Origin of the sequence: Niabella sp., from assembly GCF_030150205.1 — a bacterium.
Lineage (GTDB): Bacteria > Bacteroidota > Bacteroidia > Chitinophagales > Chitinophagaceae > Niabella.
The window spans coordinates 287,774-311,418 of record NZ_JASLGT010000027.1 but is presented as its reverse complement, the minus strand read 5'-3'; the positions used below and the strand labels follow the sequence as shown (position 1 = coordinate 311,418).

At 47.5% G+C, this 23,645-nt stretch carries 21 protein-coding genes; 5 read left to right on the top strand and 16 right to left on the bottom strand.

Annotated elements, in window-relative coordinates; genetic code table 11:
• The first annotated feature begins 501 nt into the window (after positions 1–501).
• The 4 genes from Q1V85_RS21400 to Q1V85_RS21385 all read left to right on the top strand — a co-directional run bounded on the left by Q1V85_RS21400 (position 502) and on the right by Q1V85_RS21385 (position 5,701).
• Positions 502–1,374 (top strand): isocitrate lyase/phosphoenolpyruvate mutase family protein, encoded by an 873-nt coding sequence (locus Q1V85_RS21400; RefSeq protein ID WP_300603015.1) that lies wholly within the window; start codon positions 502–504, stop codon positions 1,372–1,374.
• 27 nt (positions 1,375–1,401) lie between these two features.
• On the top strand, positions 1,402–1,677 hold the full coding sequence (locus tag Q1V85_RS21395; RefSeq protein ID WP_300603012.1) for a hypothetical protein: 276 nt from the start codon (positions 1,402–1,404) through the stop codon (positions 1,675–1,677).
• Positions 1,678–1,983: 306 nt separating this feature from the next.
• Positions 1,984–4,773, top strand: a complete 2,790-nt coding sequence (locus tag Q1V85_RS21390) for a family 78 glycoside hydrolase catalytic domain (protein WP_300603010.1) — start codon at positions 1,984–1,986, stop codon at positions 4,771–4,773.
• Positions 4,774–4,903: 130 nt separating this feature from the next.
• A complete protein-coding gene (locus tag Q1V85_RS21385) occupies positions 4,904–5,701 on the top strand; it encodes a hypothetical protein (RefSeq protein ID WP_300603007.1) in 798 nt (265 codons plus the stop codon).
• A 22-nt stretch (positions 5,702–5,723) separates the two neighbouring features.
• On the opposite strand, the gene Q1V85_RS21380 is transcribed toward Q1V85_RS21385, so the two are convergent.
• The 6 genes from Q1V85_RS21380 to Q1V85_RS21355 form a co-directional block, all read right to left on the bottom strand.
• Positions 5,724–6,539, bottom strand: coding sequence for an SUMF1/EgtB/PvdO family nonheme iron enzyme (locus Q1V85_RS21380; RefSeq protein WP_300603005.1), 816 nt, complete (start codon positions 6,537–6,539; stop codon positions 5,724–5,726).
• A 7-nt stretch (positions 6,540–6,546) separates the two neighbouring features.
• Positions 6,547–7,272: a hypothetical protein gene (locus tag Q1V85_RS21375; protein WP_300603002.1), complete on the bottom strand. Its 726-nt coding sequence runs from the start codon at positions 7,270–7,272 to the stop codon at positions 6,547–6,549.
• Between the two features lie 82 nt (positions 7,273–7,354).
• On the bottom strand, positions 7,355–8,107 hold the full coding sequence (locus tag Q1V85_RS21370; protein WP_300602999.1) for a hypothetical protein: 753 nt from the start codon (positions 8,105–8,107) through the stop codon (positions 7,355–7,357).
• 11 nt (positions 8,108–8,118) lie between these two features.
• Positions 8,119–8,847, bottom strand: coding sequence for a hypothetical protein (locus tag Q1V85_RS21365; protein ID WP_300602997.1), 729 nt, complete (start codon positions 8,845–8,847; stop codon positions 8,119–8,121).
• A gap of 145 nt (positions 8,848–8,992) precedes the next feature.
• A complete protein-coding gene (locus Q1V85_RS21360) occupies positions 8,993–9,490 on the bottom strand; it encodes a GNAT family N-acetyltransferase (protein WP_300602994.1) in 498 nt (165 codons plus the stop codon).
• A gap of 24 nt (positions 9,491–9,514) precedes the next feature.
• Positions 9,515–10,912, bottom strand: coding sequence for a M20/M25/M40 family metallo-hydrolase (locus Q1V85_RS21355; protein WP_300602991.1), 1,398 nt, complete (start codon positions 10,910–10,912; stop codon positions 9,515–9,517).
• Positions 10,913–11,080: 168 nt separating this feature from the next.
• Between Q1V85_RS21355 and bshA the strand changes: the two genes are divergently transcribed.
• Positions 11,081–12,208 carry an N-acetyl-alpha-D-glucosaminyl L-malate synthase BshA gene (gene bshA / locus Q1V85_RS21350; RefSeq protein ID WP_300602989.1) on the top strand — a complete coding sequence of 376 codons (1,128 nt, stop codon included), beginning with the start codon at positions 11,081–11,083 and terminating at the stop codon, positions 12,206–12,208.
• 307 nt (positions 12,209–12,515) lie between these two features.
• On the opposite strand, the gene Q1V85_RS21345 is transcribed toward bshA, so the two are convergent.
• From Q1V85_RS21345 to Q1V85_RS21300, 10 genes are all read right to left on the bottom strand, one after another.
• Entirely contained in the window at positions 12,516–13,118 is a 603-nt protein-coding gene (locus Q1V85_RS21345) for a DUF1080 domain-containing protein (RefSeq protein ID WP_300602987.1), read from the bottom strand.
• Positions 13,119–13,321: 203 nt separating this feature from the next.
• On the bottom strand, positions 13,322–13,720 hold the full coding sequence (locus tag Q1V85_RS21340) for a GreA/GreB family elongation factor (protein WP_300602984.1): 399 nt from the start codon (positions 13,718–13,720) through the stop codon (positions 13,322–13,324).
• A 298-nt stretch (positions 13,721–14,018) separates the two neighbouring features.
• Positions 14,019–15,248 carry an MFS transporter gene (locus Q1V85_RS21335; RefSeq protein WP_300602982.1) on the bottom strand — a complete coding sequence of 410 codons (1,230 nt, stop codon included), beginning with the start codon at positions 15,246–15,248 and terminating at the stop codon, positions 14,019–14,021.
• A gap of 319 nt (positions 15,249–15,567) precedes the next feature.
• Positions 15,568–16,911 carry an argininosuccinate lyase gene (gene argH, locus Q1V85_RS21330; protein ID WP_300602979.1) on the bottom strand — a complete coding sequence of 448 codons (1,344 nt, stop codon included), beginning with the start codon at positions 16,909–16,911 and terminating at the stop codon, positions 15,568–15,570.
• A gap of 73 nt (positions 16,912–16,984) precedes the next feature.
• Entirely contained in the window at positions 16,985–18,517 is a 1,533-nt protein-coding gene (locus Q1V85_RS21325) for a DUF4419 domain-containing protein (RefSeq protein ID WP_300602976.1), read from the bottom strand.
• Positions 18,518–18,709: 192 nt separating this feature from the next.
• Positions 18,710–19,774 carry a M20 family metallo-hydrolase gene (locus tag Q1V85_RS21320; RefSeq protein WP_300602973.1) on the bottom strand — a complete coding sequence of 355 codons (1,065 nt, stop codon included), beginning with the start codon at positions 19,772–19,774 and terminating at the stop codon, positions 18,710–18,712.
• A gap of 28 nt (positions 19,775–19,802) precedes the next feature.
• Positions 19,803–20,639, bottom strand: a complete 837-nt coding sequence (gene argB, locus Q1V85_RS21315) for an acetylglutamate kinase (RefSeq protein WP_300602970.1) — start codon at positions 20,637–20,639, stop codon at positions 19,803–19,805.
• Positions 20,636–21,760, bottom strand: coding sequence for a PDDEXK nuclease domain-containing protein (locus Q1V85_RS21310; protein ID WP_300602967.1), 1,125 nt, complete (start codon positions 21,758–21,760; stop codon positions 20,636–20,638). The genes argB and Q1V85_RS21310 overlap by 4 nt, the downstream gene beginning before the upstream one ends.
• Before the next feature lie 48 nt (positions 21,761–21,808).
• Positions 21,809–22,783, bottom strand: coding sequence for an acetylornithine carbamoyltransferase (locus Q1V85_RS21305; RefSeq protein WP_300602964.1), 975 nt, complete (start codon positions 22,781–22,783; stop codon positions 21,809–21,811).
• A gap of 9 nt (positions 22,784–22,792) precedes the next feature.
• A complete protein-coding gene (locus tag Q1V85_RS21300) occupies positions 22,793–23,626 on the bottom strand; it encodes a BRO family protein (protein WP_300602961.1) in 834 nt (277 codons plus the stop codon).
• Positions 23,627–23,645: the final 19 nt, after the last annotated feature.

Sequence of the window (23,645 nt, the reverse complement as noted above, 5' to 3'; positions counted from 1 at the left end):
GCTTTCCTGCCATGATTGAAAGCTGCTCTTTTATGGCTGCATCGCTCAGGTGATTTATCAACTTTAGCGTTCGCATGTATATAAGTTTGAACGCAAAGATAAGAAATTATTATTTTAGTATTTTTGATAGCGGGATATTATCAGTAGTAAAGGGGAAATCAGTAATTGCGGGTCCTATAACGGGCACTTGCTTTATAAGGGCAAGAGTGGAGGCTGCTACTATATCAATTCAAAAAAAAATAAAACGTATGTTGATAGCCGCTATTGTTCCTGTTATTGAAAAAGGGTATGGGGAGCGCGAATAGGGCTCGGGTACCTGGTGCCAATCGTATTTATGTTGATGTTGAATCCCGAAGGGGATAAAATGGTTCATAGCAATATTTGATGAGCATAGGGTTAAAACCCTGAAGGGGTGAAATATTTCCGGGAGTGGTAAAATATGATTAACTTACTATATCCGGAACAACCTACACCATCCGGCGGATATCAAAATAGCAGATTATGGTTTCTCCCCTTCAAAAAGAAAAAGCGGAACGGTTCCTGAAATTTCACCATGATGAAGCAATCCTGGTGCTGTTAAATTCATGGGATGCGGGGAGCTCAAAATTGATTGAGGCCTGTGGCTATAAAGCCATTGCCACCACCAGCATGGGCATCGCCGCCTCGTTGGGCTACCCGGATTGCCAGGTGATGCAGTTATCTGAAATGCTGGAAGTGATCACGGGCATTGTAAAAGCCGTGCAGGCCCCGGTAACAGTAGATATAGAGGCGGGGTATGGAAACAATATTGATGAAATCATCGGATCGGTTAAAAAGGTCATTGCCACGGGCATCGTGGGCATCAATATTGAAGACAGCATAGAGCTGCGCCCGGAACTGATCGATGAGCAGGAGTTTTGCGAACGGATATCCGCCATCCGCTCCCTATCCGATGCGCTGGGCTTTCACCTGGTGATCAATGCAAGAACGGATGCTTTTTATACCAGCTCCGGCACTGCGGCAGAAAAATTAGCGGAATGCATACGGCGGGGCAACAAATACCGGGAAGCCGGCGCCGACTGCATTTTTGTGCAGCCGGTATGGGAAAGGGAAACCATTGCCACATTGGTAAAAGAAATCCATGCACCCATTAACATCCTCTGCAACCCCACCATCGGGGCCGGTCTGCCGCCTTCCATCCGCGAATTGCAGGATATGGGCGTGGCCCGCGTAAGCCTGGGCTCCAGTTTGATGAAGGCCACCCTGGCATTGATCAAAAAAGCAGCCGACGAATTATCGGGCGCAGGAACCTATCATACCTTATTGGATGCCATGACGCCCATCGACGAAGCGGTACTGGCCTATAAAATGGCGATCGGGAAGGGACCTCTGTAAACACCTAAAAAACACCATATAATCCCTATGCGCATATTTTTGCTGACTACACTGCTGATCAACACCGTGGTTGGTTTGGGCAAAGCCTGGCTGAAATGGATGGCCTGGTACATGCGGCGGGAAGTATGTGCAACTCCAAACAACGGGCGCAATCGCCCCAACTTGCCGTTGCAAAAAGCTATGGACCTGCGGCTCTTTTTGCGCTTGCGGCCCTGTTTACCCAGGATGAAACGGGAGCTGCAACATCAACAGCACAATGATAAACATGCTTATGATGATTTGCTCTCGTCTTCAGCTTTATAAATGAAACCGGCATATTGGCCTTGATCCCGTTGCGGCACGTACTTTTATGATCGGATCGGCTGCATGCTCCTGGTAGCAACCTGCAGCTATTCCGGCGCAAGCCGGAACGAATGAATGTCCCCTCAATTACAAATGGTAAAATAACTGTATCTTTCGCACCAGGGGAAGGACGCCTGTTCCGGTTCAACGGACGTTAAATGTCCCGGAAAAACGTTGAACGGCGGATTGCTTATGGACCCACCCTGAAGCCGGATAACGACGGCTTTGCCGGATTGATTAAATACATTTAAAACGGATAACGATAACATGATACTGACTTCCCGTGTGCTTAAAATCTTCGTTGCTTTTCTGGTGTTGTTACCCCTTTGGGGATTGGCCGCAAATGCGCCGCTGCTACCCGTAAATCTGAAAATAGAATACCTGGACCGGCCCATGGGGTTGGATGTACTGCAGCCCCGTTTTAGCTGGACGCTGAAAAGTACCAGACCGGGATTGTATGGTCAAAAGCAAACGGCATACCGGGTATTGGTGGCCAGTTCTTTAAAAAAGCTCAATGCCGGTATCGGTGATATCTGGGATTCTGAATGGGAACCGTCTGCCCAAATGAGCCAGGTGATATTGCCGGCAGGGCGGCTGCATTCAGACCGCAGTTACTATTGGAAAGTGGCGGTGAAAGATGAAAAGAACGCGGTTTCCGGCTGGAGTGAAACGGCATACTGGCATACCGGTATACTGGAGCCGGAAACCTGGAAGGCCGGGTGGATCGGGTCTTCCGTTGTTTTTGATCCAACCCAGAAAGATTGCAATATCCCGGATCCCTGGTTGCGGAAGTCGTTCATGCTGGAATCCGTTCCGGCACAGGCCGTGATGCACGTAGCTTCCGTGGGCTTTCATGAACTGTATGTAAACGGAAAACGGGTGGGCACGGATGTAATGCCCACTGCGGTAACTGACCATACCAAACGGGCGCGTTATGTGTCTTATAATATCGCTCCTTACCTGAATAAAGGGGCCAATGTGATTGCAGTCTGGTTGGGTACATCCTGGTCCATACACGGGCCTTACGTAACAAAGGACCGGCCGAATACACCGATTGTGGCAGCGCAGGTAGATTTTTATAAACAAAAAGATCCGGATGCGGCAGTGCAGCCTTTTGCCACGGTGCGCACCGACGCCAGCTGGAAAATCAAAAGCAGTCCGGGCAGGCTATTGGGTGTTTGGAATTCAAACCGGATGGGCGGAGAGCTTTGGGATGCCAACCTGGAAGAGCCTGGCTGGAACACCGTAGACTACCGGGACGATCAGTGGTCCCCTGCAACCAGTTATACACCCCGGCTGCAGGTATCTGCCCAGCAGGTAGAGCAAAATCAGCGCTTCGACGAAATAAAGCCTGTAGCGATCAAAAAGATCAACGACAGCACCTACCGTGTAGACATGGGCGTGAACTTTGCAGGCTGGATCGCGGCGAACCTGGAAGGAAAACCCGGTCATCGCGCCGATCTCCTGTTTTCAGAACGTGAAAATATGGAAATGACCTTTGGGCTACACAGTGCATATATTTTTAATGGTACCGGAAAAGGAACTTTCCGCAATAAATTCAATTATGGCTCCGGCCGGTGGATCACGATAAAAGGGGTTACAAAAGAACCCCGGCTCAGCGATATCACCGGATGGCTGGTGCGCACGGGCTACCGGGATGCTGCCACCTTCAGCTGTTCCGACAGTCTGCAGAACTGGATCTATAAAACAGTACGCTGGACCTACGAGAACCTGTCGCTGGGCGGATTCATTGTGGATTGTCCGCAGCGGGAGCGGCTGGGTTATGGCGGCGATGCGCATGCCACCTGTGAAACCGGGATGCTGAATTACCAGGTAGGCGCGCTGTATACCAAGTGGATGGAAGACTGGCGGGATGTAAGCGGTACCGAATCCATTGTAGGCAATATGTATGATACGGCGTTTGCTCATAAAGAGGTGATGAGCGGGCGCCACCTGCACCCGGGCATCCTGCCGCATACGGCTCCTACTTATATGGGCGGCGGTGGTCCGGCCTGGGGCGGTATCGTGGTTACCCTGCCCTGGTACTTTTACCGGCAATATGGCGATGAAACGATCCTCCGGAAAAACTTTTCCCTGATCCGGAACTGGCTCGGTTTCCTGGAAACCCAAACCCGCGATGGGGTGCTGCAGCGCTTTGGCGGCAGATGGGATTTTTTAGGCGACTGGCTCTGGCCCAATGCCACCGCAGAAGGAATGAATAATGATTCGCCGCAGAACCTGTGTTTTAATAATCTTTACCGGATCTATAACCTCCGGACAGCAATAAAGATCGCCGACCAGATCGGTGAAAAAGAATGGGCCGGCAAATGGAGGGCGCAGGCGGCTGCTTTCAGTGATGTGATCCATAAAAAGTTTTTCAATGAAGCCGATACTTCCTATGCCGACGGATCGATGGGGAACCTGGTTGGGGCCCTGCTTGCAGACGTGGTTCCCGATGCTTACCGGGAAAAGGTATGGAAGCGGCTGGAAGATGAGATCCTTGTACGCAGAAAGGGGCATATTCATGTGGGTATAACCGGTGGAGCGCTGTTGTTTAAACTGCTGCGGGAGCAAAACCGCCAGGATCTTTTATGGGAAATGACCTCCAAAACCGACTACCCGGGCTGGGGATATATGAAAGCCAACGGAGCTACAACCATCTGGGAGATGTGGGAAAAAGACCTGCCCGGCCATTCGCTGTTGCATAGCTCTTTTTTATACCCGGGTGCCTGGTATATGGACGGACTGGCCGGTATTAAAGTAGATGAACCGGGTTACCGCCGGTTTGTGATCCAGCCCCCGCAAATTGAAGCTTCAAAACTAAGCTGGGTAAAAGCGGGCTTTGAATCACCCGCGGGGCTAATAAAAAGTAACTGGAGCCGGAAAGATGGAACGCTTCACCTGGACCTGGAGATCCCGCCGAACAGCACCGCATTATTAAAAATTGCGGATGCGGACGGATTGCTTATTAAAGAAAAACAAGGGGTGATCCGGGTTGCAGAAAAGAGGAATGGGATCACGGTTTATGAGTTGCAGTCCGGGATATACCGCTTTTAAGCATGGATCATAAAAAAGGATTGGTGCGGATCAGATATGGTGCAGGTTTCAGCGGTTTGTTTTTTCGCTCGCCGGGGAAGCATATCGCACCGGCAAAAAGTTTGAGCAAGTTCATCCATAAAGGAGACATATGGCTTACTGCAGACATTTTTTCTTTGTGCTTATTTTTGTTGCGCTGGCGAAGTCCTCGTTTTCCCAGCTTATGATGGAAATGGAAAAGGCTTTTAAAGAAAACCGTTACGATGCTATAGCGGGCCTCGTTGATAAATACAGGGTGAAGAACCGTTTTTCATGCAAGCCCGGTGATCCGGTTTGTGAAAATACCGCGACATTGGTAGAAAAAATAATGTACCAGTATTGCACTGACAAGAACACAACACGTAAGAACCGTCAAATATTCAAATACCTGGGTCTTCAAAATGATTCTATCGAACACCAATACCGGTTTATCCCCCCGGTTATGGAAGTTATTGTGACGGACGCTGCAAACATTGAAAATGAAAAAAGTGCTATCAAAGGAGACCGCTTTATTTATGATTTCACCAACTATCCGTTAAGAAAAGAAAAGGTACAATTTGATGATTTTATTTTTGATTCAACGTTAAGTAAACCTTTGAATGATTTTCTTGCAAAGAAAGATCCGCAGGCCGGGTTTGTTGTTGACGGCAAGGCGAGGGCCCGATTCTTAAATCATTTATTTCCGGACCTGTCTGAACCTGGCGTGATAAAGACAATGGCAGGAAGTCGCCGTGAATCGGTTGGGCATTTGGATTATGTTGTTCGGTTCCGGGCTTTTTATTTTAGCAGGAACCTCGATCTTGCAATGGTGCGGCTTTCCTATGACGCCGTAATAGTATCAGATATTTACTTTAAAAAAGTAAATGGGAAATGGGTGTTTTTGCGCGTGGGTGCTACCAGGATCAGCTGACTGTATCGGGAGGCAGGCCGGGCTATTGATCTTTCACCACCCGGAATCCCAGGTTGCTGAACGAAGCGTGGGGATTAACGGAACCAATATCTATGGCATTAAAGAAATTACAGGCGGTTTTACTGCACCACCAGGAACCGCCCCGGGCATGTGCTACCCGGCGGCCTTTATCTCTTGGCAGGGACCCGCTGCAAAATTCAAATACATTTCCGAATACATCATATAAGCCCCGGGGGTTGGGTTGAAAGCGGGCTACCGGAGCGGTATACATAAAGCCATCGGCGCTATCTGCCTGCAGATGATCGCGACCCTGCCAGATATTGGCATAGCGGCTGATATTTTCAGCGGTAACACCTTTAAAATATTTTGTCGGGGACCCGGCACGTGCCGCGATCTCCCATTCTTCCAGCGTAGGCAGCCGCACACCGGCCCATTTGCAATAAGCCAGCGCATCGGTAAAGCTGATGCCCGTAACCGGGTGGTTCATTTTATGGCTGATGCCGCCCCGGGTAATGCCGTTGGGATAGCGCCAGTAAGCGGTGCTGTCATCCATCCATTGAAACTCTTCCAGTCCCGGCTCAAACACCAGGGCATCTTTAAAACGCTCGGCCTCGGTTTGATAGCCGGTAACTACCACAAACCGTTCAAATTCGGCATTGGTGAGCTCCGTGGCCGCTATGGAAAATGCTTTTAGGGTGATCCTGCGCCGTGGATTTTCAACGCTTCCTTTAAGACCGATTTCATAAGTGCCCGCGGGTATTTTTATAAATGACTGCTCCTGGGAACCTACACCGGTATAACAGCCAATAAGCAGCAGCAGGATCACTATTGTTTTCATAACGCGTTTACTTTACCAATGTTTTTAATGAACGCTTTCCCGTCCTGGATTTATAATAGGCCATTGTTGTGTTTAAAATAAAAGCTTCTGTGGTTTTATCAGCATCAACGGTTACATGATAGCCGGCCGGATCGCCGTACAGGCGGGTGTAATATTCCGACTGTACAAAGCTGCTGAAGACATCATGGGCCATCAGCACCATAAAGGTAGTAAGAACATCCGTATCGTCCGGCCGTTGCCGGTAGTAAGTCATCATGGCAGGGATGAACTCCCACCCGTTTATTTCAATAATGGCCTGTTTGATGTTGATGCCCCAGCTTTTCTTTTGTTGGATAAGCTCGTTGATAAAAGTGATCACAGAATCCCGGTTCATTTTCAAAAACTGTACCTGGCGAAAACTTAACATATTTTCATTGTAGCCAAAGCTTAGCCTCGGAAATAGTTTTCCGCGCAAAAAGAAATTCCGGGGGCCGGCGCAATTCTGCAGGTACCGTTCCGGATAGATCATCGCATAGGTAAATTTTTCCCGGAGGCTTAACGAATCATAGGCGCCTTCGGATACCGGTTTATTTATGAAGGATTCCCTGCTGTTCTTGTATTGCCGTATGAAGGTTTGTACGCGCTCCATCCCATAGTCGGGGCCTGTGGGCCGTCTGAAATCAGGGACTCCGCTGTTTTGGGCAGCCGCCATAAAACTCATTACAGTCCAGAGCAGGACCTGGAAAATTCTCATAACGAAGATCATTGGTAAAGCATGTTGATGGAATTATGACGCAGCCGGCATCTTTTTCCATAAACGCAGGGGCTTCCCTGTTTTATGAGTGCTTCCGTTCCTTATAATAGGTTTGTGCTCTTGTTATGATAAGGTCTTCATTGGCCTTGTTATAATCCAGCGCCTGTTCATGGTTGCCGTCCATGCCGTATAGTTTTTTATAAGAAGCGGAACGTATAAAAGGTGTAAACTTTCCACGCTTCATCAATAACATCAATACCGTAAGCAGGTCTTTGTCTTTTTTATTAGCGGTATAAAAATCGATTATATAGGGAATCATTTCCCAGGCATCCATTTCTACCAGTGCATTTTTATAATTCACGCCCATCCGGCGGCTTCGGTTGGCCGACTCCCGGATCAATGCCATCACCGAATCACGGTTGTTGCGTAAAAAATTCAGCTGCCGTTTGCTCCAGGTTTCTTCATCACCTTCCGATACCAGGTACCCGAAGATCTCCTTGTGCTCATTGGCGTGGATCATATTGATGTCGCAGTTCTGCGCATACATTTCCGGGTGGATCATGGTGTAGGTGAACTTTTCGCGCAGCGGCAACGATTGATAAACGGCGTCTGTTAATGCGCTGATGCCTTCGTCGCCGCTCTCACCTGGTTTGTCTTTGATGACTGCGATCTGCTTTTTTACATTTTCCAGTCCGTAAGGGGGTATGGTGGTTTTCTGCCGGAATTCCCGGTAGGCCAAGGCTTCTTTTGAGGGTTGCTGGTAAACGCCGTCCTCCTGGGCCTGGGCAAAAAAGAAGCAGGCGCTATGCAGGAATATCAATAAGGATTTTTTCAAAATTTTTGTATTTATAGGGGAATGGCCGCGCTTTTTTTCTTGTAATAGTCCATCGCCATTTTTAAAAGCAATTGTTCCGTAGCGGGGGAATAGCTGACGTACGATCTGTAGCTGCTGTTTTTTCCATATAGCTGTTCGTAAAAGGATGCTGTAGTAAATGCATCAAAGGCTCCCTGCTTCATTAACAACATAAGTGTGGTAAGCACATCGGTGTCATTTTTAGCGGTTTTATAATATTTGATCATAAAAGGGATAAGTTCCCAGCCATCTATAATGGTGATGGCATTTTTATAATTGACGCCCATTTTTTTGCTTTCCTCAACGGAACTGGTAATCCATGTCATTACAGCGTTCCTGTTGTCTTTGAGAAAACTGACCTGCCGGTTGCTTAAAGTATGCTCATAAAGGGTGGTGATGAGGGTACCAAATATCTTATCCGGTTCAAAGAGTTGCGGAGGAATGAGGCTGCAATTTTGTGCATATCTTTCCGGGTGTATCATGGCATACGTAAATTTCTCCTGCAGGGACAGGGAATCGTAGGCACCCGTGGGCAAGGTGCTTTTGGCGAAGGATTGACCATATTTGCGCTGTTCCAGATCGATCAGTCCCTTAACTTTTGGCAGGCCATAAGAAGGTGTTGAAGCCTGCATTCTGGATGGGAGTGCAGGGGCCGTGGCATCCTGGCTCCGGCCAGTTATAACTACAAGCAGCAGCCATAAGAGTAAAAATGATTTGTTCATAAACATAGTTTTTTAAGATGATGCGATTGTTTAATCATGATACAACATTCTCCTTGAACAATTTAAAATAGTCCGCTCAGGCGGGAATATAAAATATAACAGTCCCGGCGTTCGTATTTGCGCCTTGTACTGTCTTTCTGCGATTTTATAGTTCCTTTTGATAGCCCACCACATCCAGCACTTTCCCGAATTTTTCTCCTACATTTTTGAAATGGGCGCATTGAAAATACCCGTTCTTCTCAAAGAAATGAATGCTCCGGTCGTTGTCGCCGGAGATAATGGCCAGCAGGTTTTTAAAACCGGCCGCTTGCGCATGTGCCTCCAGTTGTGTAAGCGCTGCTTTCCCGGTCCCTTTTGCTGCACGGTCATACGCCAGGTAAATGGTCAGTTCCGCTGTTCTATCGTAGGCCTGCCGCTTCTTATAATTGGTAAGATAGCAGTAGCCCACCGGCTGTTCCTGGTCCAGGATCAGCCATGATTTGAACCGGGGATGCCCGATGTAGATAAAATCCCGGAGCTCATCGACCGTTACCGGTTCGGTGTGAAAGGTAGCGGTTGAATGAAGCACATACCAGTCGTAGATCTGTTTTACCACGGGCAGGTCCGCTGCTGTCAGTTCTTTAAGGGTGATATTGGGTTCCATATTGCTGATAAGAAAAAATGAGCCTCAGAATCCATACTGATCTACCAGGTAAATCAACGCGGCCATATTTACAGCACCCAGCTCCAGTTCGCGTTTGTTTACGGCTTCAAACACATCCGAGCGGGCGTGATGAATATCGAAATAGCGCTGCGAATCGGGCAGCAGTTCGGCCATGGGTACGTTTAACTTTTCGTGGATAAAGGAAACATCGGTGCCGCCGCCGCCGCGGGTAAACTGGTTGGCTCCGTAAGGTTCCAGCAGCGGGATCCAGCTTTTTAGTTTTTCATACTGCGCATCATTGCAGGTAACGCCAAAGCCGCGGGGTGTAAAGCCGCCGGCATCACTCTCCAGGGCCAGCAGGTGTTTTTCCCGGCTGTTTTTTGCTGCCTCATCTGCGTATTTAGCGCCGCCTCTGGCGCCGTTTTCTTCATTGGCAAAGAGCACAAAGCGAATGGTTCGCCTGGGCCGGTAGCCAAGGGCTTTATAGGCTCTTAATATTTCAATGGTCTGTGTAATGCCGGCGCCATCGTCGTGGGCACCCTCGCAAATATCCCAGCTGTCCAGATGTCCGCCAACGGTGATGATCTCGTTGGGAAATTCGGTTCCTTTCAGCTCCCCGATGATATTATGCCCTTTTGCATCCGGCAAAAAATGTCCCATCGTTTTCAATGATACGAATACAGGATTGCCCTTGCCCAGTTCGGCTGCCAGCCAGTCTGCATCCTGCAGCCCGATGGCTACTGCGGGTATCTTTTTATAAGCGGAGTCATACCTTGTGCCGCCGGTATGCGGGTTATTATCTGTACTATGGCTCATACTGCGCACCATACTGGCCAGGGCGCCGTATTTTGCGGCCAGGGAAGTGCCGCGCGTACGGTACTTCACCGCGTCGCCATAGGCCTCAAAGGTGCGTATAAAACGCGGATTGAAATGATAATTATAAAAAACAATCTTGCCTTTTAACTGGTCTTTTTTTGCATCCAGTTCATCAAAGGAGTTGATCAGGATCACCGGTGCCATAATCCCCTTGCTGCCGGTACCTTCAGTATTGCCAAGTGCCAGGATATCCAGCGGACGTTTTATCTTTTCGGCTGTTTTGCGCAGGGGCACCGGGCGCGGCAATGCCCAGGCTTCGTCCTTGCCACCCCGTACCCAGTGGGGGACCATGCATTCCTGTTTAAACGTGTTTTCACTGCCGCTTTTCTGAAGCAGCTGGTAACCCCATTCTTCTGCCCGGTACATTTGAGGGGAGCCGGCCAGCCGGCCGCCGATGGTTTTGGTAAGGGTTCTCAGGTTTTCGTAAGCCTGGCTGTTTACCAGTATTTCATCGGCTATCTTCCGGATGAATCCTTCGTCTTTTGTTTGAGCCGGCAGGTTCAGCGAAAAAAAGACACCTGCGATCCAAAACAATTTCTTACCCATGCTGTTATTTGTTTTCTGTAAAGGTAAAATTTTACCAATGATCCGGTTCTGAAAGTTGAGGGGGTATCCTTCTCTTTTTTTATCGCATGCTTTGCGGTTAACAAAAAAGGGATCTCCCGTTCCAAAGAAACGGATCTGTAATTATCAAAGCAAAACATATCTTTGGGTATGCGAATCGGAATCGTTTGTTATCCTACCTACGGCGGAAGCGGTGTACTGGCAACAGAACTGGGGAAAGCCCTTGCTGAAAAAGGCCACTTTGTACATTTTATTACTTATCAGCAACCCGTAAGGCTAAACGGGTTTATTCCCAATATTTATTACCACGAAGTGCAGGTACCTACCTATCCGTTGTTTGACTTCCCACCCTATGAAACGGCGCTGGCAAGTACCATGGTGGATGTGATCAAGAACCATAACCTGGACCTGCTGCATGTGCATTATGCCATTCCGCATGCATCGGCAGCGTATATGGCCAAAAAAATCGTGGAACTTGAAGGTAAACATATCCCGGTGGTTACCACGCTGCATGGAACGGATATTACATTGGTAGGCCGGGATAAAACCTATGCGCCGGTGGTGGCTTTTTCCATCAATCAAAGCGATGTGATCACTGCAGTATCCAATAACCTGAGAGAAGAAACCTATAAAAACTTTGATATCCGTAAGGATATTGAAGTGGTATATAATTTTATTGATGTAACCCGGTTTAATCATAAGCCGCTGGATGCGTTTAAAAAGGTGCTGGCACCTAATGGAGAACGGATCCTGCTGCACGCCTCCAATTTCCGTAAAATAAAACGGGTACAGGATGTAGTGAAGGTGTTTTATGAGGTGCAAAAGAACATTCCCGCAAAACTGTTGCTGGTGGGGGATGGCCCCGAACGGCAAACCGCAGAAGAGCATGGAAGGGAACTGGGGATCTTTGATAAACTGGTGTTTGTAGGAAAGCAGGAACAAATGGAGGAGATCTTTGCCGTGGCAGACCTGTTTTTGCTGACCTCGGAATATGAAAGTTTTGGACTGGCAGCGCTGGAAGCGATGGCATCCAGGGTTCCGGTTATTTCTACCAACGCCGGTGGTTTGGGTGAAGTAAATGTAGAGGGGGTTACCGGCTTCCTGGCCAATGTAGGCGATGTGGATACCATGAGCGAAAAGGCCTTGTATATCTTAAAAGATGATACGATCCTGAACGAGTTTAAACAGCGGGCATTTGATCACGCCCAGCAATTCAATATCGATGCGATCATACCGCAGTATGAAGCCATTTACCGGCGGTTTTGTAAGGATTGTTAGAAGGGAAACAGGCAGTGGTGAATAGGCAGTTGGGAATAGTCAATAGGGAATGGTGAGCAGGCAATGGGCGATATTGAATCAATGCCGTTTCCGGGATATTTTTAAATACGACTGAAGCTTCCGCCCAATCTGCAATTCGATTTAACCGCAATGGTCGCAACGTATCCGCAAAGATCACAATGAACGGATCTTCAATAAAAAGAGGTTATCCGTTTCTGAACAACCTCTTTTGAATAAAAATGTATCTCAGCTGATTGCTAAAAGCTAATAGCTGAAAGCTGACGTCTGAAAGCTGATGGCTAAACGCTTACAGCTCCTTCAGCTTGAAATTTTTCCATCTTACTTTAATGCCGCCGCCGTCGTGGATCTGCAGGGCGATAAAACCGTTTGCCTGTCCGATCTTTTCATCTTTCAGGTATACCATCTGGTGACCATTTAACCAGGTGGTTACTTCATCGCCTACCACTTTAATGCGCATGGTATTCCACTGGCCTTCTTTTAAAATTTTCTCATCTTCTGGCTTGGGTTTAATGAGCCAGCCACGACCATAAGATTCATAAATACCACCGGTATTGTGGTTGAGCGGTGCTACTTCAACCTGCCAGCCGCTGATCTTTACACCTTCGATGTCTGACCGGAAGAAAACGCCGCTATTGCCGTTGGCCTCCTGCTTGAACTGAAGGGTGAGGTCAAAATTTTTGTAGGACTTGTCGGTAGAAAGATACCCGTATTTTTTGTCGGGCCCGCTTTCGCAAACCAGTTCTCCTTTATCTACATACCATTTTTCAGTGCCGTTTATTTTCCAGCCGGTAAGATCTTTACCATTGAATAAGGATACGGTCTTTTTCTTTTGGGCATTTGCTGCCATAAGAACTGTGCAAAACATCAGGAATAAGAAGCCTTTTTTCATTTTTCAGGAAGTTTAATTTTTAGTAAGCGATCGAAAAACGTGTAAAATAAGCCAAATAATGAAAGGAACCTTGAATTACAGCTGTTTTTTATTGGGTGATCGCTGCACCAATTCCGGCATCTGCCCCTGAGGAGGGAACCGGTTATCTTATGTTGTTGCATGCATTCCTCCACCGGGCGTTGTTTGCAAAAGCCGCAGGCAGGCTAAGCCTTTACCGGAGATGCGTTGTGTACGTCAACGATCTTTAGGCGTTTTATACCGGAGGGCATCTTCCAGGACACTTCATCTTCGGTACGGAAGCCTATGATGGCGGCTGCCATGGGTGTGAAAATGGATATTTTTTTTGCCTGGATATCGGCTTCAGCAGGCATAACGATCTGGAATTCCCGCTCCTTTTTTGCATCGATGTCGAGGATGCGGACAGTAGAGCCGATCCGGATGGTGTTAGGGGGCAATGCTTCATCTTTTACCACAACCGCCCTGCTTAATTCATGTGCCAGGGTATTGTCGGTGGCTTCTGTTTTTTTATCCAGCACTACAACGGCTGTAAGTTTTTTATAATCGGATTCGCAAAGAATAACGGGGTTACTGTTCGTACTCATAATTGAAAAAATAAATAATTAGAAAAAAATAATGCAAAAAGAATAGCCGGAAAGCAGTTACAGGAGCTCACCAGCGGGGCACAGGAGATAGGCCTTTGTATGTATATAACACAGATGCATTAAGGCAAAGTTACCTCAAAACCCGGAGGTTGCCAAATTGGAGGCGGGAAAGCCAGGGAGGCCATCTTATGAATTGTGCATCCGCGCGTTATTCCCCGCAGATCCTTTTCGCGGATCTCCGCTGATATATCTGGGGTTCATCCGCACGGATGAACCGGCCTCCGGAGGCATAAAAGCCTTATGGCTGCGGTATTTCAGTGGCTGTTTTCTTCTTCCGTTTTCCTTCAATATCCGGCAGAAAACCGGTTAAAAGGCCAATCAACGGAAGAAATGAGCAGATATAGAAGACGTATTTAATACTGGTGGCATCGGCCAGATTTCCTAATAATGCAGACCCGATACCCGCCATTCCAAATGCAAAACCAAAGAACAGTCCGGAAATGAGACCCACCTTTCCGGGAATGAGCTCCTGTGCATATACCAGGATGGCCGAAAACGCGGAGGCCAGGATCACCCCAATGGGGATGATCAGCACGATCGTCCAGAAGAGGTTTACATGCGGCAGCAGTAAGGAGAAGGGGGCTACCCCCAATATGGATACCCAGATCACATATTTACGCCCGATGCGGTCGCCCACGGGGCCGCCGATAAGGGTGCCCGCTGCAACGGAGAACAGGAACACGAACAAATAGATCTGGGAGGCCGATACCGATACATGAAATTTATCGATAAGGTAAAAAGTAAAATAATTGGTCAGGCTGGCCATATAGAAGTACTTGGAAAAAATAAGGACCAGCAGCACGGTTACCGCCAGTGCTACTTTCCCTTTGGGAAGGGTGGGGGCCACGGCGGAAGATACGGTTCTTTTTTTGCGGTGTTCCCGGATGATGCCTTTATACCATTTACCGATATAGGAGAGAATAACCATTGCAAACAGCGCTACCAGCGAAAACCAGATGATACTGAACTGACCGTGTGGTACAATGATCCAGGCGGCCAGCAACGGCCCCAGGGAGCTGCCAAAATTACCTCCCAGCTGAAATACAGACTGGGCAAGACCTTTGCGTCCTCCGGAGGCGGTGTGGGCCATACGCGAGGCCTCCGGATGAAAAATGGAAGAGCCTACCCCGATGAGACAAACGGCCATCACCATTATGGGAAACCGGGAAGCATTGGCAAGAATGATCAACCCGATAAGCGAGAAGCCCATCCCGGCAGCCAGGGAATAGGGCTGCGGTTTCCGGTCGGTATACATACCTACAAATGGTTGCAGCAATGAGGCGGCTAACTGGAAGGATAACGTGATGAGGCCGATCTGTGCAAAACTTAGCGCATAATTGGTTTTGATAATGGGATAAATAGCCGGTATCAGGGATTGAATGGTATCATTTAATAAATGGGAAACACTCAACGCGATCAATATCGGGAAAATGGTTTCTTCAGTTCTTTTTTCGGTTATCGATGTCATTTTCTTCAGATAAATTAGGGGTTACTTTCCTGTAACGAAGTGCAAAGGTAAACGGATCCATGAAACGAAAGCTTGTTTATGGATAAACGGCAGGACACTGTACGGATGAACGCTGTTTTCAGCGTTATAGTTACGGTTTCTTTAAGAGGTCTGCGCACCTGCGGCAAATGAAGGGCTGGTAATGCAACGCTTTATGCTGCTTCTGTAAGAACCACTGATCCGCTGACGACCAGCCACAAACATGCCGCTATCGTTTATGATTATGTAAAATAAACAATACCAATAAAGCATGGGAGGCCAGAGCGTTCCGGTTCAACTGCTATTCTGCGTTCAATAACTGTTGATAAGCCTGGTGTACGGTTCCAAAATCAAAAGAGGCAACCGTTTGCGTCATTAACGAACGGATCTGTTCCGTGCATAAATGCTGGATGCTGCCTTCGTGGGGATCTTTGATAACCGTTTGCTCGGGTACTTTATAAGTGCCGTCGTCCACAGACCGGCCCACCTGGATATAGGCATCGCGGAAAGGCATACCCTCCAGCACCAGCTGGTTTACCAGGTCTACGGTAAACAGGTACTTGTATTTTTCGTCCTTTAGAAGATCGGGTTTTACTTCAATATTGGAGAACATTAAACCGGCCATCTCAATGCAATCCCTAAGCGTTTTAAAAGCCGGGAACAAATGCTCCTTCAGCAGCTGCAGATCGCGGTGATAGCCCGATGGCAGGTTGGTGGTCATCATCAGGATCTCGTTGGGCAATGCCTTGATGCGGTTGCAATGCGAGCGGATCAGTTCAAATACATCAGGATTTTTCTTATGCGGCATAATGCTGCTGCCGGTGGTGAGTTCCGGGGGAAAGCTGATGAATCCAAAGTTCTGATTCAGGTATAAAGTGGCATCCATGCTCATCCGCGACAGGGTATCGGCGATATTTGCCAGCGCCTGTGCTACCACCCGCTCTGCCTTTCCGCGTCCCATTTGTGCATATACCACATTATAATTGAGCGTAGCAAAGCCCAGCAATTCCGTGGTAAGCGTGCGGTTAATGGGAAAGGAGGAACCATACCCGGCGGCGGAACCCAGCGGGTTTTTATTGATGATGTCGTAAGCAGCTTTCAGGCTAACCAGGTCATCTACCAGGCTCTCTGCATAGGCCCCAAACCAAAGCCCGAAAGAAGAGGGCATGGCCAGTTGCAAATGGGTATACCCCGGCAGCAGGAAGCTTTTATATTTTTCGCTTTGGGTTTGTAACAGCTCAAAGAAGGGCAGAACGGCATTCACCGTTGTTTCAATTTCGCTGCGCAGGAACAGTTTCAGGTCTACCAGCACCTGGTCGTTCCGGCTGCGCGCACTGTGTATTTTTTTACCGGCCTCGCCGATGCGTTCGGTTAGTAAGAGTTCTACCTGTGAGTGGATATCTTCCACATCGTCCTGCAGTTCAAAAGCCCCTTTTTGAATATCGGCATAAATCGTACGCAGCGCGCCCTGCAGTTCGGTGAGCTCGTCTTTTTTTAAGAGGCCCACCGATTCCAGCATTTGTATATGCGCCAGCGAGCCCAATACATCAAAGGGCGCCAGGTATAGGTCCATTTCGCGATCCCTGCCCACAGTAAAAGTTTCTACTTCTTTTAAAGAGTCTGTATTTTTTTTCCAAAGTTTCATCTTACAAATAAAAACGATTTATCTGCAAAGATGCCATTATATCTTAAGTGATGCTATTTTTTTTGCGAAATCATTACCGGCTTCTGTTGATCACTTTTTTAAGTGCTTCTTTTTGGGCCGGCTCCCGTTCTTTGTCTGCTGCTGACTGGTTGATCAGTTCCATGTTGATGATGAGCGTGGTATTGGGTAAGAGTTGCTTTATCCGTTCTTTTTCATCTTTGGAAATGGCTCCTCTTAAGGTCAGTGCATCTATGGAGATCTTTCCCATGGCATCGGGTATCCGGATGCTGTCGGTAAACGTTATCGACAGGTTACGGATCTGCTTCAGGTTGAGGATGGCTTCCGGAATGGCGGTTACGCGTATTTCAACAGGAAAACCGCTGATGCCTTGAGTACCGGATAATTGCCGTTCCAGGTCATTTTGTAGTTCTTTTTCTGCGCCGGCCTTTTTCTTGATCATCCATCCGGTTTCGGGCCTTAGCGTAAAGTTCCGGCTGTTCTGTTGCAGCCCTATAAAGCCGGCCCAGAGCTCCAGCGGCGTTTGTACTGTAGAACCGTCCGGATGCTGAGACACATGGAGGAGTGGCACTTTTACGATCTCATCCGGCAGGTTGGCACTGCCCGCCAGGGTTTGCAGGTCATTTCTTTTACCATCCCGGGTGTAAGGGAAGAATTTTACGAACCAGCCATCTATTTTATCGCTTTGGTAGGGTTTGCCGGCCTTATGCACTTTAAACAGGTTGCGCCAGAAATCCTTGTCTACCTGTCCTTTGGAAGTAGCTATAAATTGGGTAAGAACAGGATCCAGCTCCTTTAACCACCATTCCAGGTCGTATTTTTTTAAGCTGTTTGACTTTTTGTAAACGGCTTCCCAATCTGCCGGCGTGCCTTCCAGCGTAATCCTGGGAATACCGCAGCCTATCCTGAAAACCACGTATTCAAAATAGGACTTCATAGCATCCATAATGGTAATCTGGGAAGTGAGGCGGGTAGTGGGGGTGGTGGTGGAAAAATCGGCCGTAAGCGTATGAATGAGATCGGGGCCGGTATAGCTGGCAATCTGCCGGGTAAATTCCGGAAATACCTGCTCCCAGGGGCTGTTGGCATCATCAAGACGGATGGCGTCGTTACGGACCATTAAAGTAGCCTGGCCGGAATGGGCTACAAACAGCTTCCGGTATTTTTCTGCGTTATGGTTGATGTGTTGCGAAAAGCCCTGGGCGATGAGCAGCCAGATCATATCCGGTGAAAACACCAGTGGACGATGTTCTGCATAGGCCCGGTATATGCCGTCGAAAAAAGAATGATAGCCATAGGCCACCAGGTTTTCCGGTATACCCGAATGGGCTACCACCGATCGTTGGTTGATTTGGATAAGGGCCCTGGGATCTTTTGATACCTTATTGGCATCAATAAAAAAAAGATTCCGGAATAAAAGGCTATCCGGTGTTTCTGCCAGGATATCCGTCGGAGGCTCCAGTTGCTCAATTTCAAACGTGATGGCCGCCTGGGTTGGGGAAACCGGCTTTTGTTTAGGATGGCCCTTTTGAGCATTCAGACAAGCCGCGTTGAGCAGCACACAGCTATATAATAACAGATAACGCATCGCTAGATTTTTTCTAAAGATGCGTTATCTGCGGAATTACATAAAAAGGGGGCGTTGTTTTTAGCTTTTATTTAAGCCGTATGATCTACAGCCGGAAACATTTCAGGTAACAGAGAATGGAAGGAAGTTCAAGGTTTGGTTCTGGGTTTCAGCTTATCTGACAACCTCAAACATGAAACGTTAAACCTTAAACTAAATAACCACCCTTCCTACGATCTCGATATAATCTTTAATACCGCCCTCGATTTCATGCAGGTAAATGTATTCGTCTGCGGTATGACTGCGGGCGGAATCGCCGGGGCCCATTTTCAAACCCGGAAAAGGCATCAGCGCCTTGTCGGATGTGGTGGGCGAGCCATAAGTGGTTTTGCCCATGGCAATACCGGCCTGTACGATCGGGTGATCCAGTGAAATAGAGGTAGAGCGCAGGCGGGTGGACCGGGGCTTTACCTCGCTGGAAACGTTCTGACGAATGGCATCCAGGATCTCTTCAAAGCTGTACAATTCATTCAACCGCACATCCACCACATACTTACAGGAAGAAGGGACAACGTTGTGCTGCTTGTTCTCCGTTTCAATAACGGTGCAGGTCATGCGGCTGTCGCCCAGCAGCTCCGATACTTTTTCAAAGCGGTAAGAGTGAAACCATTCAATATCTTTAATGGCTTTGATAATGGCATTTTCACCTTCATTACGGGCGGCGTGTCCGGCTTTTCCATGTGCCGTACAGTCCAGCACCATCAGGCCCCTTTCCGCCACCGCCATCTGCAGTTTGGTAGGCTCGCCCACGATGGCAAAATCGATAGGGGGAAGGATGTTTACCGCAGCCTCAATACCGTTGTAACCGGAGATCTCCTCTTCGGCGCTGGCCACCAGCATCACATTGTATTTCAGGTTTTCTTTTTCGTAATAATAAATAAAGGTAGCGATCAGCGATACCAGGCAGCCACCGGCATCATTACTGCCCAGGCCGAATAATTTTCCGTCTTTTTCAATGGCTTTAAACGGATCAAGGGTGTATTTCGGGTTGGGCTTTACCGTATCATGATGCGAGTTTAATAACAGTGTTGGCTTTGCATCGTCAAAATGTTTGTTTTTGGCAATGATATTATTCCCCAACCGTTTGGTAGGGACCTGGTACTTGTCCAGGTAAGCAATGATCAGCTCTGCAGTCTGGTCTTCTTCTTTGCTGAAACTGGGGGTTTCAATCAATTGTTTTAACAGCGCTACTGCTTCCTGGTAAAGTTGTTCCTGCATAAAATAGAATTATAGCCCTGGGGCCTGTTTAATAAATCAATGTTCCTTCGTTATCGTCAGTGGTATTTTTAATCAGATCGCGGGCATCGCCGATCAGTACCTGGGATACACCCGCGTCAATGGCAGCAAAAGCATTGTCTATTTTTGGGAGAATGCCTTCGAACAGTTTCTTTTCTTCTTTGAGTTGCTGATAGTAAGGCCGATCCAGTTTACGGATTACCGATGCATCGTTGTTTACGTCTTCCAGCACGCCTTTCTTTTCAAAGCAATAGATCAGGCGTACCTTAAAATGTGCTGAAAGCGCTACAGCTAATGAGGCTGCAATTGTATCGGCGTTTGTATTGAGGATATGCCCCATCCCGTCGTGTGTAAGCGGGGCAAATACCGGGGTAATGCCTTTTTCGAGAAAAAGATGTAAAGTGGAATGTTGAATCGTTGTGGCGTCTACATCACCTACCCATCCATAGTCGATGGTTTTTACCGGCCGTTTTTTGGCGGGGATAATATTGGCGTCTGCCCCGGTAAGTCCGATGGCATTGGTGCCCAGTGCCTGTAGCTGCGCCACGATCTTTTTGTTGGCCAGTCCGCCGTATACCATGGTTACCAGGTCGATGGTTGCATCATCGGTGATGCGTCTTCCATCTACATAGTTGGATTCAATGCCCAGCTGTGCACCGATCTTGGTGGCAATCTTTCCGCCGCCATGTATCAGGATCTTGGCCGCGTTTATTTTGGAGAAATCGGCCAGGAAGGTTTCCAGCGCCGCGGGATTGTCTATAATGTTCCCGCCTATTTTTATGATGAAGAGCTGACTTGACGTATAAGGCTCCCTGCTTCGGCTGCTGTTGTTGTCTTCTGTACTCATTGCAATTTTTTTAATTCCTCTTTAATATGATCTTCTAATTGTTCTTTGTTGGGCAGCCGGATGAGGTATTTTTGAATAAAAAGATGTTCATCCATCCCTGCAGTGGCATATTTTACCAGTGCATGATCTTTTTCTGCAACCAGCAAAATACCAACCGGGGGGTTGTCCTCCGGCTCGCTGATTTCCTGTTTAAAGTAATTTAAGTAGGTATTTAACTGCCCGATGTCCCCGTGTTCAAAAGCGCCGATTTTTAATTCTATAAGTACATGGCATTTTAGAATCCGGTGGTAGAAAACGAGGTCAATAAAATAATAAGTGTCGCCGATTAAAATACGTTTCTGTCTTGCTTCAAAGCAAAAGCCATTGCCCAGTTCTGTTATGAATCCCTGGAGGTTGTCCAGCAATGCAGTTTCCAGGTCTGATTCTTCCAAAACAGGATGCAGACGAAGATCTAAAAATTCAAACGCGTAGATGTTTTTGACAATATCTATGGGCGTTTGCGGTTTTATTTTTTCCTGAACCAGTCTGGATAGTTTCTCCGGTTGTGCAGATAAACCACTGCGTTCAAAGTAAAGCGTATTGATCTGGCGTTTTAATTCCCGTACTCCCCAGGTACCTTTTATACATTCTATTTCATAAAAACAGCGCTTTAACGGATCTTCTATTTTTGTGAGTTCTACCAGGTGCGAAAAAGACAATCTGCTGATGATCTTTTCGGGAGGGAGCGCCACAGAAGGATGATGGCCATTTTGAACGGAGGGTAATATTGATTGCAATTCGTCAGACACTGTTTGACGAATTATAGGGTATTGATTTTCAATATAAAACAAGGATTGGTCAGACACTGTCTGACCAATTTGCGGATAAACTATATAAAACTGGCGGAACAGCTTAAGATTGGTAGCAGAAAGGCCATTGATCTTAACGGCTGTTGCTATTTTTTCCAGGAGCTGTTGCCCATATTTTGCACGTTCCTGCCCTTTTTGTTCAAATTCTACAATGTAATAGCCAATCAACCAGTTCCGCATGGTCAGTGCCTGGTTTATTGCGCCTGCGGCTTGTGCCTGTAACCGCTGGTGCGTCTGCTCAATGGCTGTTATCAATTGTTTGAAATCATTCATGCGGCAATCACATGTATTAGAACTTATAGAGACTTTATGGTTTGAATGTCAGGAATTGAGTTGGCTCAGTAACTCGCTTAACACCGCCTGGGCGGCCCATACACGGTTACCGGCCTCCTGGGTTACAATGCTGTGCGAACTGTCCAGCACTTCATCGCTCAGCTCCACATTTCTGCGTACCGGCAGGCAATGCATCACTTTTGCGTTATTGGTAGCTGATAGCTTGTCCAGCGTCAGCATCCAGGAAGGATCATTGTTATAAATCTTGGCATAATCGGTATAGGTGCTCCAGTTCTTCACATATACATAGTCAGCGTCTTTTAACGCTTCATCCTGGTTGTGCAGGATGGTGGCATTGCCGGTAAATGCCGGATCCAGTTCATAGTCTTCCGGATGGGTTACCACAAAATCTACCTCACCCCAGGCGTTCATCCATTGCGAAAAGCTGTTGGCTACGCATTGCGGCAGTGGTTTTACATGGGGAGCCCAGGTAAGTACTACTTTGGGTTTGCGTTTTTCCTGGAAGGTTTCTTTAATCGTAATGACATCTGTAAGGCTCTGGAGCGGATGCAGCGTAGCCGTTTCCAGGCTCAATACCGGAATACCGGAATATTTAATAAACTGGTTTACGTATAGTTCACTGTAATCGTCTTCCTTATTGGCTAGGGAAGGAAAGGTGCGGATGGCCAGGATGTCGAAATACTTTCCCATAATGGGTGCGGCATCTTTTACATGCTCCGACGTAGAACCGCTCATAATGGCTTCGTCCTCAAACTCCAGTTTCCAGCCTTCAGAGCCTACGTTGAAGACAATGGATTCCATGCCGAGGTTCTGTGCCGCAATTTGCGTGCTCAGGCGTGTACGCATACTTGGGTTTAAAAAAAGGCAGCCGATCCGTTTACCCGTGCCCAGGGTTTTGTCTTTAAACGGGTTGGCTTTATAATCCAGTGCTTTTGACACCAGCGCATTGATGTCCGTTACATCGTTTGCGCTTATGAAGTTTTTTGCTTTTAAAAGAGACATTGTATGGTATCAGTTCTTGTTTTTTTTGTTCGTTAATTGTTTCCGGGCTGTTGCACCTGTTACTATTTTTTTCCCGGTTTTTTCTTCAATTTGTTTGCGGGTATTGCCGGCAATGGTACCTCCTTCACGCGCTATTTGCTTGCTGCCCTGGAAATCGACAGGCTTTTTTTCTTTGCTGATCTCTGTTGTAGTGGCTTCTGCCAGCATATTCAGCACCAGCTCCAGATTGGTCATATTATCCCGGAGGCTCTCCTTTTTTAGCCCTTTCAGCTGCTTGTATTCTCTTACGGAGTGACCTGCCCAGGCTTTGGTGATCTCATCTGTAAGGATCGCAAATTCCTGTCCTTTTTTTACGCCGCGCTGCTCCCACTCATCGGTTAGCTCTTTCCTTACTTCAATGCTTTTTAAACGTTGGTTGATCCATTCCTTACTATATCCTTTCCTGAGGTAGGTTTCCATTAGCCGGTCGATGCCAATTTCGGGATCTTCTATTTCATCGATACGTTCCCGGCCCGCTTTTGCCAGCCAAAGCTTGAGCGGCTCTGCTTTTTTGGAGGGGATCGATTGAATAAGACGAAACAATTGTTCGGTATCGGCAACGTCTGTATTGTAAAACTTTCCATCTGAAGATTCCAGTTTCAGTTGACTACAATTTGTAGCCAACTCACTTCCTTCTTTTTTTAACCGCAATTTCAAAACACTCCAGTATTTCCGGGGGTTTGGACTTTCTGTTAAAACTTCAACAACGTCCACGATGGAAAAATACCATTTTTCCTGTTCCTCGTTCCAAACGGAGCGCACCTGCTTTTGTTCAAAGACCTGGATGGTGGTTTCTTTTTTCATAAGTTAGCATTTTAAGGTA

Excerpts from the sequence above, each read along its gene's own strand:
- Q1V85_RS21400 (WP_300603015.1), top strand. The coding sequence starts at position 502 with ATGGTTTCTCCCCTTCAAAAAGAAAAAGCGGAACGGTTCCTGAAATTT.
- Q1V85_RS21395 (WP_300603012.1), top strand. The coding sequence starts at position 1,402 with ATGCGCATATTTTTGCTGACTACACTGCTGATCAACACCGTGGTTGGT.
- Q1V85_RS21390 (WP_300603010.1), top strand. The coding sequence starts at position 1,984 with ATGATACTGACTTCCCGTGTGCTTAAAATCTTCGTTGCTTTTCTGGTG.
- Q1V85_RS21385 (WP_300603007.1), top strand. The coding sequence starts at position 4,904 with ATGGCTTACTGCAGACATTTTTTCTTTGTGCTTATTTTTGTTGCGCTG.
- Q1V85_RS21380 (WP_300603005.1), bottom strand. The coding sequence starts at position 6,539 with ATGAAAACAATAGTGATCCTGCTGCTGCTTATTGGCTGTTATACCGGT.
- Q1V85_RS21375 (WP_300603002.1), bottom strand. The coding sequence starts at position 7,272 with ATGAGAATTTTCCAGGTCCTGCTCTGGACTGTAATGAGTTTTATGGCG.
- Q1V85_RS21365 (WP_300602997.1), bottom strand. The coding sequence starts at position 8,847 with ATGAACAAATCATTTTTACTCTTATGGCTGCTGCTTGTAGTTATAACT.
- Q1V85_RS21360 (WP_300602994.1), bottom strand. The coding sequence starts at position 9,490 with ATGGAACCCAATATCACCCTTAAAGAACTGACAGCAGCGGACCTGCCC.
- Q1V85_RS21355 (WP_300602991.1), bottom strand. The coding sequence starts at position 10,912 with ATGGGTAAGAAATTGTTTTGGATCGCAGGTGTCTTTTTTTCGCTGAAC.
- bshA (WP_300602989.1), top strand. The coding sequence starts at position 11,081 with ATGCGAATCGGAATCGTTTGTTATCCTACCTACGGCGGAAGCGGTGTA.
- Q1V85_RS21345 (WP_300602987.1), bottom strand. The coding sequence starts at position 13,118 with ATGAAAAAAGGCTTCTTATTCCTGATGTTTTGCACAGTTCTTATGGCA.
- Q1V85_RS21340 (WP_300602984.1), bottom strand. The coding sequence starts at position 13,720 with ATGAGTACGAACAGTAACCCCGTTATTCTTTGCGAATCCGATTATAAA.
- Q1V85_RS21335 (WP_300602982.1), bottom strand. The coding sequence starts at position 15,248 with ATGACATCGATAACCGAAAAAAGAACTGAAGAAACCATTTTCCCGATA.
- argH (WP_300602979.1), bottom strand. The coding sequence starts at position 16,911 with ATGAAACTTTGGAAAAAAAATACAGACTCTTTAAAAGAAGTAGAAACT.
- Q1V85_RS21325 (WP_300602976.1), bottom strand. The coding sequence starts at position 18,517 with ATGCGTTATCTGTTATTATATAGCTGTGTGCTGCTCAACGCGGCTTGT.
- Q1V85_RS21320 (WP_300602973.1), bottom strand. The coding sequence starts at position 19,774 with ATGCAGGAACAACTTTACCAGGAAGCAGTAGCGCTGTTAAAACAATTG.
- argB (WP_300602970.1), bottom strand. The coding sequence starts at position 20,639 with ATGAGTACAGAAGACAACAACAGCAGCCGAAGCAGGGAGCCTTATACG.
- Q1V85_RS21310 (WP_300602967.1), bottom strand. The coding sequence starts at position 21,760 with ATGAATGATTTCAAACAATTGATAACAGCCATTGAGCAGACGCACCAG.
- Q1V85_RS21305 (WP_300602964.1), bottom strand. The coding sequence starts at position 22,783 with ATGTCTCTTTTAAAAGCAAAAAACTTCATAAGCGCAAACGATGTAACG.
- Q1V85_RS21300 (WP_300602961.1), bottom strand. The coding sequence starts at position 23,626 with ATGAAAAAAGAAACCACCATCCAGGTCTTTGAACAAAAGCAGGTGCGC.